Annotated in this window: 5 protein-coding genes; 3 read left to right on the forward strand and 2 right to left on the reverse strand. The window is 60.0% G+C overall.

The features are described from left to right. The first annotated feature begins 122 nt into the window (after window positions 1–122). On the forward strand, window positions 123–539 hold the full coding sequence (locus QEH57_RS12785) for a hypothetical protein (RefSeq protein ID WP_309007132.1): 417 nt from the start codon (window positions 123–125) through the stop codon (window positions 537–539). A 113-nt stretch (window positions 540–652) separates the two neighbouring features. On the opposite strand, the gene mpaA is transcribed toward QEH57_RS12785, so the two are convergent. Next, on the reverse strand, window positions 653–2470 hold the full coding sequence (mpaA, locus tag QEH57_RS12790) for a murein tripeptide amidase MpaA (protein ID WP_309007133.1): 1818 nt from the start codon (window positions 2468–2470) through the stop codon (window positions 653–655). A gap of 59 nt (window positions 2471–2529) precedes the next feature. On the opposite strand from mpaA, the gene QEH57_RS12795 reads away from it, so the two are divergent. Then, a complete protein-coding gene (locus tag QEH57_RS12795) occupies window positions 2530–3723 on the forward strand; it encodes an N-acetylmuramoyl-L-alanine amidase (RefSeq protein WP_309007134.1) in 1194 nt (397 codons plus the stop codon). Window positions 3724–3799: 76 nt separating this feature from the next. Continuing rightward, window positions 3800–7675 (forward strand): phosphoribosylformylglycinamidine synthase, encoded by a 3876-nt coding sequence (gene purL, locus QEH57_RS12800; protein WP_309007135.1) that lies wholly within the window; start codon window positions 3800–3802, stop codon window positions 7673–7675. A 153-nt stretch (window positions 7676–7828) separates the two neighbouring features. Here purL and QEH57_RS12805 read toward each other — a convergent pair whose 3' ends face one another. Then, window positions 7829–9799, reverse strand: a complete 1971-nt coding sequence (locus QEH57_RS12805; RefSeq protein WP_309007136.1) for an RNA-binding domain-containing protein — start codon at window positions 9797–9799, stop codon at window positions 7829–7831. Window positions 9800–10129: the final 330 nt, after the last annotated feature.

A 10129-nucleotide genomic window follows, 5' to 3' on the forward strand; every position in this document is an offset into this window, starting at 1 on the left:
TTGAGGGGGCGGGGAGTGGCCCTCGAGAGGGGAATTCGAGCGTGGGTTCCCGCGAATTCGATGACAGTTTTGTAATGCGGCGGGAGGCGTTTTTGTTATGCGAGGCGGCTAAAGTGGGCGGCATGAAAAACAAATCTACTTTCATGGTCTTGGTCTTTTCCTTCTTGCTCGCTTCGGCGAACGCGGCGCCGGGCGAGTCGCCTCGCGGTGACATCCCTCCAGACGAGCTTTTCGCGAGATTGGACGTGGATCGGAGCGCTTTGGTTGACGAGTCGGAACTGGCTCTGGCCTTGAAGTTTCACGAGCAGCGGCGGATGGAACGCATCGCGGAGTGGGCGGAGGTCGATGCGCGGAGAGCGGAATTCCTGCAGGCTCGCATGATCTCGGAGCAGGCGGATTCGATGCTAGGAACCCCGGACCGGGCGGCCGCTTTCATCATGGCAAATTTCGACAGGGATGGAGACTGGGAGCTCGATAGAGAGGAAGTAGGGCAAGCGTTCTCCAGCCTGCGGAAGTGGCGTAGCGAGGGCCGCTCCTAACCTCGCTGTTTAGCGGTAGCGGACCGGCCTTCTTAGGTTGGGGGGCCGGTCCTGCTTTGATTGAAAACAGCCCTCCAGGACCGCTGTGTCCTGGAGGGCTCAATCGTGTGCGTTTAGATTTTGGATACGAGGGCGGGTTTGCAGGTGTCTAGCCCGTGGCGGAGGATTTCGACGAGGTGGTCCAGGTGCTTGTCGTGCAGGGCGGAGACGGAGAGGGGCGGCAGCTCGTAGGTGATCACGTGCCAGCCGTTTTCCGCGGCCCAGCTGCCGAAGGAGCCAGGGGTCTGGTAGCCGATGTTTCCCACGAGGGGCAGTCCGGTGCGTTTGGAAAGCCAGTAGCCGAGGGGGCTGTAGCTTGGGTCGTCGATGCAGGCGAGCGGAGCGTGGAGCGAGAGGATGGTTTTTGGGGCGAGAGCTTGGACGAGATCGATGAGGGCCCGCGTTTCGGGTTCGGACGCGGGAGCGGGGCCGGTCGAGTGGTTGACGTAGCCGTGGTTGGGTGCCCATTTGGTGGATACGGGAGAGTCTTGCCAGTTGGTGGCGGGGAAGTTGCGATTGAGCTCGACGCCGTTTGCGTTGCCGCGGGTGCCGCGCAGAGTGCCGTCGGGGTTGGCGCAGAGCACGATGGCGCAGCGCGGCGATGGACGTTCGAGGGAGCGGAGGGCTTTGGAGAGCAGGGTGGTGGTTTCCGGCTCCTCGCCGTGGATGGCGGCGAAGAGCAGCAGGTCGCATTGGCCGGAGCTGGGGAGGTAGACTTCCAACGGGATGCCGTTGACGGATTTTCCGTAGGTGGCATGGCAGGGAGGCGCCTTTGAGCGGTTTGCGATCGGTTGCAGCGAGGGCGGCTTGATTTCCCAGTAGTCGGTTTTGGGATAGGCTTGCAAACCGTGCGGGGGCACGTCGGGAGCGAAGGCGAGCCGTCCTGAGTTTTCAACTACACCCAGCATGGGGTCGTTGCGGGTGAGCAGGGCTCCGTCCAGGTCGATCCAGTCGGCGAGAGGCGAGAGCTGGAGGGCGGCGGCGATGCCGAGGCTGCTTTCGATCATGCAACCCAGCTGGACTTTTAGGCCGTGGCTTTTGGCGGCGGCGATGAGTTGACGGGCGGGGGCGATGCCGCCGGATTTGGCGAGTTTTACGTTGATGCCGTGGAAGCCTTGGGCGCAGTGGGGGAGGTCGGCGGGGCTGAGGCAAGACTCGTCGGCCACGAGCGGGATGGGACTGTGGCGCTTGAGCCAGGCGGCGTCTTGGGGGGAGGTGGCGCGCGGCATCGGTTGCTCGATGAATTCGATGGGGCCGAGAAGGGCGAGGCGCTGGATGGCCCGCAAGGCGAGCTCGCGGTTTTCCCAAGATTCGTTGGCATCGATGCGGACGGGCTTTTCGGGACTGACGCTGCGGAGGGCTTGGAGGGAGCTTTCGTAGTTGCGGGCGTCGACTTTGAGCTTGAGCACGGGGTAGGACCGGGCGTCGAGGACGCGTTGGGCGATTTCTTCCGGAGTTCCGAGGCCGATGGAGTAGGAGGTGGTGGGCGGCTGTTCCGGGCAGCTGGGGATGTCGAGGAAGTCGGCGAGCGCTTTTCGAGCGCTCTTGGCGGCGCCGTCGTGCAAGGCGAGGTCGATGGCGGGGACGGCGGCTGGAGCGCGCTTCGCTTGGGAGTGAAGGTACTCGAGGCTTTGGGCCAGGTCGTGGAAGTTGAGTTGGCTCCAATCGAAGCGGCGGAGGAAGTGGAGGGTGTCGAGCGCTGTTTCGCCGTAGGTAGTCACGGGGGCGGCTTCGCCGAAGCCGACGGTGCCGGTTTCGTCGCTGAGCTTGAGGAGGATGCAGCTTCGCTGGGAGATTCCCTTGCCGCTGGGTCCGAGGCGGCTGGCGATGGCCCAGGGTTGCTTAAGTTCGAGGGAGTGCAGGTGGATTTGGCAGCGCAGCATGGGCGGCATTGGAGCAAGTTTCCCGCCAAATCGATGGACCTTGGCTCGGGAATTGCATGGGATGCGGCATGCGATTTTTGCTCTTTGTTTGGCTGCTGGGCGGTCTCGGGCTGGATGCTGGGGAGTCCCGGGATTTGGAAAGGGCCAGGCGGGCTCTGGGCTCGGAGCGGAACTGGGGAGACCTGGCTCGGTACGACGGGGCGGTGGGTCGGGACTTTTTCGTGGAGGCGATGGAGCGGACCTACGCTCCGACTGCGGATTGGCGGCGCTGGATGCGGGTGGAAGCGGATGGGGTATGGATCGAAACGGGCGAGGAGCCGGGAGGTGAGCGTTTGTTTTTGAGCTTTGCGGGAGAGGTTTCGGCTCGGAAAGCGGAGGTCGAGCTTCCGGAGGCGGGGCGGAAGGGCTTCGCGGGGTTGCGGGTGGTCTTGGATCCGGGGCATATCGGAGGACGTTGGGGGCCGGTGGAAGAGCGTTCCTTCGCGATCGGGGACGGGCCTTTGCTGCAGGAGGGAGACTTGACCCTGGCCGTTGCGAAGCGGATCGCGCTCCGTTTGCGGGAGCTGGGGGCGGAGGCGCTGCTGGCGCGGGAGACGGCGGAGCCGGTCACGGCATTGCGGGCTGAGGATTTCTGGGAGGAGGCCAAGGCTCGCCTCGGCGGCGAGGAAGGGGCGCCCGCTTTGGCGGAGCGCTTGTTTTACCGGACGGCGGAAATTCGGGAGCGGGCCCGCCGCATCGAGGCGTGGGGTGGAGCGGACCTGGTTTTGGCCATCCATATCAACGCCAGCGGCTTCGAGGATCCGGAGCGACCGGCTTTGCACGGAGGCAACGATGCCCATGTGCTGGTGCACGGCTGCTACCTCGAGTCGGAATTGGCCTCGCCGACCCAGAGGCTGGAGCTGCTGCTCCGCTTGTTCGAGGGCTACCATTTGGAGGAGGGGCGGGTGGCTCGGGCGTTGGTGGAGGCGATGCGAGAGGAAACCGGCCTGCCCGGCTATCGCTACGAGGATGGGAATGCTTTTGCCCTGGACGAAGAGGGGTACCTCTGGGCGCGGAACCTTCTGGCGTCCCGAATCTACGCGGGGCCGGTCGTTTACTTGGAGCCTTGGCAGGCGAACGGGAAGGCTGTGTACGAATGGGCGGCGGCGGGCGATTACGAGGGCTTGCGGGAGTTCGACGGGGAGCTGCGGCCTTCGCTGCCGACGGTGTACTGCGAGTTCGTGATGGCGGGACTGCGCGAGCTCTATTCCGGAGGGGAGTAGGCAATTTTTGGCGGGGCGAGTTTTTTCCGACTCCGCGCTTGTCGGGCAGGAGGTAAGCTCTCAGTTTGCCAGCGTTATGATCATCCTTCGTGGCGCACCGTCTCATTCTCAATTCCGTTTGCAAAAGCTGCAGGCTTCGCTCTCCGCAGCGGGCCTACCGGTCAAATCCGTCTACGCCGAGTACCTGCATGCCGCCGAAATCGAAGGTGAATTGACTGCTGAGGAGCGCGAGGTCCTAGCCAAGCTCCTAACTTACGGACCGAAGCTCGAAGAGCACGAACCTGTTGGCTTGCAACGTATTGTGGCTCCGCGTCCCGGCACGCTGTCCCCTTGGTCCTCCAAGGCGACGGATATTGCCCACATCTGCGGGCTGGCCAAGCTGGAGCGAGTGGAGCGGGCGGTTTCCTTCTGGGTCGAGCTGGAGGGAAGCGATCTCGATGCGGCCCAATTGAAGGCGCTCGACGCCCAGTTGCACGACCGCATGACGCAGGCAGTCTTTGGCGGGCAAGACGAGCTGGCGGTGCTTTTCCGCCACGAGGAGCCCAAGCCTTACGCGACGGTGCCGGTTCTCGAAGGCGGCCGCGAAGCGCTGGTCGCTGCCAACAAGGAGCTGGGGCTCGCCCTTGCGGAGGACGAGATCGACTACCTCGTAGAAAATTTCCAGAAGCTCGGTCGCGACCCGGCGGACATCGAGCTTATGATGTTTGCCCAGGCCAATTCCGAGCACTGCCGCCACAAGATCTTCAACGCGTCTTGGGACATCGACGGGGAGGCTCAGGAGAAGTCGCTCTTCAAGATGATCAAGAACACCTTTGAAATGCGCAGCGAAGGGATCTTGTCCGCCTACAAGGACAACGCGGCCGTATTCGAGGGCAGCAAGGGCAACCGCTTTTTCGCCGACCCGAAGACCCACGTCTACGGACCCTCGCTCGAGGACATCGCCATCCTCTGCAAGGTGGAGACCCATAACCACCCGACTGCCATTTCGCCGTTCCCCGGCGCCGCGACTGGCTCTGGCGGCGAAATCCGCGACGAAGGGGCAACCGGTATTGGTTCCAAGCCCAAGGCGGGATTGAATGGTTTCACTGTATCCAACTTGAAACTACCCGGCGCGGTGCAGCCGTGGGAGAAGGATTTCGGCAAGCCCGAGCGCATCGTTTCCGCCCTCGACATCATGATCGACGGCCCGCTCGGCGGCGCGGCCTTCAACAACGAATTTGGTCGCCCCAACATCCTCGGCTACTTCCGTACTTTCGAGCAGGAAGTTCCCGGCGCCAACGGTCCGGAGATCCGTGGCTACCACAAGCCTATCATGTTGGCCGGCGGCTTGGGCAACATCCGCCACGAACACATCGAGAAGGGAATCGTCAACGCCGGCGACAAGCTGGTGGTACTCGGCGGGCCGACCATGTTAATCGGTCTCGGCGGCGGCGCGGCTAGCTCCATCGATAGTGGCACGGGCAACGAGGATCTCGATTTCGCCTCCGTGCAGCGCGACAACCCCGAGATGGAACGTCGCTGTCAGGAAGTCATCGACCGCTGTTGGGCGCTCGGTTCCAAAAACCCGATCGCCTTCATCCACGACGTCGGCGCGGGCGGACTCTCCAACGCGATGCCCGAGCTCGTGAACGACGCCGGCAAGGGCGGCATTTTCGACCTGCGCAAGATCAACAACGACGAGCCCGGCATGAGCCCGCTCGAAATTTGGTGCAACGAGTCGCAGGAACGCTACGTGATGGCCATTCCCGGCGACCGCATCGAGGCCTTCGAAGCGATTTGCCAACGCGAGCGCTGTCCTTATGCGATCATTGGCGAAGCGACCGACGAGCGTCAGCTCGTGCTCGAGGATCCGCATTTCGGCAACACCCCGATCGATATCCCGCTCGAGGTATTGCTCGGCAAGCCGCCGCGCATGCACCGCGACGAAAAGTCGCTCACGCGTCCGCAGTCGCCCCTCACGCTCGAGGGCGTAACCCTCGAAGAAGCGACCAAGCGGGTGCTCTCGCATCCAACGGTCGCGGACAAGACCTTCCTGATTACCATCGGCGACCGTACCGTAACCGGCCTCATCCATCGCGACCAGATGGTGGGACCTTGGCAGGTGCCGGTGGCGGACTGCGCTGTAACCGCGTCGTCGTTCGATGGATACACGGGTGAAGCGATGTCCATGGGCGAGCGCACGCCGACAGCGATTAACAACGCAGCCGCCTCCGCCCGCTTGGCAGTGGGCGAAGCTCTAACCAATCTAGCCTCGGCCCAAGTCGGCCCGCTCACGCAAGTGAATCTCTCCGCGAACTGGATGGCCGCGCCTTCGGTAGCGGGCGACGCGGCGGACCTTTACCAAGCGGTGAAGGCGGTCGGTATGGAGCTCTGTCCGGAGCTAGGCGTAACCATTCCGGTGGGTAAGGACTCCATGAGCATGAGCACGGTTTGGCAGGACGAGTCCGGCGAGAAGCGCGTAACGGCTCCGACTTCGCTGATCATTTCCGCTTTTGCCCGTTGCGAGGACATTCGTCTCTCGCTCACTCCTCAGCTTATCCAAGATTCGGATACAAGCCTGATCTTGATCGACCTCGGCCGCGGCAAGAACCGCCTCGGTTCCTCGATTCTCGCACAAACCTTGAGTCAAATGGGCGAAGGCTCGCCGGATGTCGATTCGGCGGAAGACCTCAAGAATTTCTGGAATGCCATCCAGCAGCTCGGCAAGGATCAGAAGCTGCTCGCCTACCACGACCGTTCCGATGGCGGTCTGCTTGCGGCGGCGGTAGAAATGGCCTTCGCTGGAAACGTGGGTGTCGATCTCGAAATTCCGGCCGACGCGGATGCCTTCGCGGCCCTCTTCGCCGAAGAGTTGGGCGCCTTGATCCAAGTCAAGGACAGCGATCAGGCAGCGGTGCTGGAAGTGCTTCGTAGCCATGGTTTGGATACCTGCAGCTCAGTCGTGGGAACCTTGAACGACGACCATACCTTCAAGGTGTTGCAGGGAGGCGAAGACATTTACGACGAGGAGCTTTCCGCGCTGCGCGGCGTTTGGTCCGACGTGACCTTCCGCATGCAGAGCCTGCGCGACAATCCCGAGTCGGCAGAGTCCGAGCACGCGATCCGTCAGGACATGTCGAACAAGGGAATCAATCCGAAGGTGACCTTTGACGTGCAAGTGGGCAAGGATTTCGACTCGCGTCCGAAGATGGCGATCTTGCGCGAGCAAGGCGTTAACGGGGAAGTCGAAATGGCCGGCGCCTTCCACCGGGCTGGCTTCGAGGCGATCGACGTGCACATGACCGATATTTTGAGCGGCAAGGTTTCCTTGGCCGACTTCAAGGGCTTGGCAGCTTGTGGCGGCTTCAGCTACGGCGACGTTTTGGGAGCGGGCGAAGGCTGGGCCAAGAGCATTCTCTTCAATGCCCAGGCCCGCGAAGCTTTCCGCGCTTTCTTCGAACGCGAAGGCACCTTCTCGCTCGGCGTCTGCAACGGCTGTCAGATGCTCAGCAATCTTCGTAGTTTGATTCCGGGTACGGCTCATTGGCCGCACTTCGTGCAAAATCGCAGCGAGCGCTACGAGGGCCGTTTGGTTTCCGTCAAGATCGAGGAGAGCCCAAGCGTTCTTTACAAGGGAATGGCTGGCAGCGTGCTGCCGATCGCGGTGGCGCATGGCGAAGGCCGGGCCGAGTTCCAGAGCGCGGAAGCCGCTGCGGCCTGCAATGCGTCGGGATTGGTGTCGGCCCGCTACGTGGACAACAAGCACGAAGCGACCGAGGCGTATCCATTGAATCCCAACGGATCGCCCTTTGGCATTACCAGCCTGACGAGCGAGGACGGACGGGCCACGATCTTGATGCCGCACCCCGAACGCGTCTTCCGCACGGCCCAGCTCAGCTGGGCTCCGAAGGAGTGGGGCGAAGATTCACCCTGGATGCGCATGTTTAGAAACGCCCGCGTCTTCGTGGGTTAGGTTTTTTAACCGCAGATCTCTCAGATTTGCACAGATAAGGCTCGGATTTTATCCGAGCCTTGTTTGTGGGAGGGAGAGCTCGCTCGCCGTTGCGTTGTTACTGTTTAGGGACTAGCCCAATCTAAGAGTCCTCATTGACCTATGGTGTTTTTTTTAGGCTTTGGTGTACGCCTGTCTGGGGTCATTCGGTTTGTCTGGAAAAGCCATGCGAAGTTTTTGATCACGACACAATTGTGTAAGGTACTGGCCTTGGAGTGTGCCTGGTTTTCGATTTATCAGCGAAGCGAGGCTGTCGAGGCGGATGTAGTGCAGCTCGCAAAGCTTGAGAATCGTTTCGATCATCTTCTCACGGTCAAGTTTCCGGAGCGTGCGTGGGGGAGTCGCTATTTGTTCGAGTTGCGTGAGAAAATTCGGTTCGAGGTGTTTTAGGTCATCGACGAACGGCATCGTGAAGTGATCGGAAATCAAACGCCCGAATTCGTCCCGATCGTTTTCCGTTGGGTCTAAATTCGGGGAGCTTTCGGTCAAATTCTGGGAGCTTTCGGTCAAATTCTGGGAGCTCGGAGCTAAATTGGGGGAGCCTGGATAGCTAAAAACATCTTCAGACGCAATTTTGCGGGCGCCTCTGAATCGGTAGACCGTGCCTCTGCCTGAGCCCTCGGAGACGAGAAAGTCTTGGCTAACCAAGCTGCGGAGAGATTTGGTGACGTCGCTAGGGTGAAGGCCTGTCAGTTCGCACAGGCGCGTGTGAGTGAGGCGGCGTTCCGTTAGAGTTGTGGCAAGAGCTAGGCGACAAGTTTCATCCAGAGATTCGAATCGGTCCCGGAACTGGGCCCTTAGGATATCGAGTACACCGGGCGGGAAGAGATCTAGCATTTGGAGACGAAGGATGGTCCTCGGGCTTGGTTCGTATTCTTCTGTTAGAGAGGGTTGCCTCCAGTGCTGACTTTTCCAGCCAGCCATAATTCTTGGAATGCCAGTTCCCGCTTTTTCTCCGATGCGAACGAAACCGAAAAGATGGGCAAGCCGTTTGTTTCTGGAATCAGGTTCATCTCCACGAAGAGCGAGCTCGATAGGAATGCGCAGGTTGCCGGGATTCTGAAAACCGAACATATCTGGTCGTTTGACCACCAACAGTCTCGTTCGCTGGCGATAGTCCGCATGGATCAGGGTATTAGCCAAGGCTTCTCTCAAAGCTTCATGAATAGGCGTATCTTCGTCGCGTAGTCCTTTTTTCAATGCGAATGGAATCTTTAATCCAGCGGTAAGTTTGGGATAAACCGTGCGGAAAAAATCGTAAAGATTGCCAGACCAAGATCCGTCTAGCCAAACCCGATCTATCCAACGTTTTTCGGTTTTAGCTTCCGGTCTTTCTTGGTAGTCGAGTGCATAGTGCGGGAACTCGTCCTGAATTGACTGGAATTTGCCGAACATCAACAAGCCTGCCACTGTTAGTCCGTCCTCCCCTGTATCTCGGTCGGTATTCCAAGCTCTAACTTCTCGAAGGAATGTGAGGTCATCCAGCTCGCTCCAAGGGTGTCCAGGATTGAGTGTCGCGTGAGTTTGGCGGTATGCATGCAAGCTTGGGAGCGAAAGGTCGCGCATACCGAACTTAGCCAGTACTCGATAGTCGAGCGACTCAGCCTGGCTCTCTGAGAGCATGAGTTTGACCTCTTCATCGGGCACTACCTGATCCGCCTCGTGAAAGCGCCGATAGGTCCCGCCAAGGGGATTACCATTTATGAAAACCGGACGTTGTTTGCGTGAGGCTCTCGGTATCTCGATTGCCACGATACGGACGTTATCGAGTTGGAGTTCAGTGATATGGCCATCCGAAAGCAGGTTTACGCTCACCTTGTTTCGGTTGCCTAATAGATCGGCCAGTTCCTTTCGGATAGTGGAGGGGGTTGGAATGCCTTTGGCTTGGAAACGGCCTCTTTTTTCCTGAACTCCCAATAAGATTAATCCTCCCTCCGTGTTGGCCATTGCGGAATAGGTCGGCCAGAAATCTTTTGGCAGTTTGCCTTGTCCGTCGGATCCCAAGGCTAGCTTACATTCCAAGTCGACCGATTCGGTAAGGAGATCTATATCCGCGATTGAATTGATTTCTCGGTGTTGGCTCATGGGACTTTTGCGGATTACGGGAAGACTACAGTTGGCCGAGGTCGGGTAGGGTTTCTATCGGGAGAAGTACGGAGTGTGGTGATAAGCCGTTGTTTGCCAAGGCGGTTTTGGATGGCTGCGGTGGAAGGCTCCGCACGCCGCAATTGAAGGACCTTGCTTGGCGGCGAGCCCGGCGGTCTCGCCCTACCTTGGGAAGGCGGTGCGGGCCTTGGGCGGGGCTGGCGGGTTTCTTAGTTATAGGGAAAACCTATCGAAACTAGAGTTAACAAGTATTTCCGTTATCGGAGGAAATGACGTATAGTAGTCCCAACAAAGGAAAGAAGAACAAGA

The sequence above is a fragment of the Pelagicoccus sp. SDUM812005 genome (assembly GCF_031127875.1).
Taxonomy (GTDB): Bacteria; Verrucomicrobiota; Verrucomicrobiia; order Opitutales; family Opitutaceae; genus Pelagicoccus.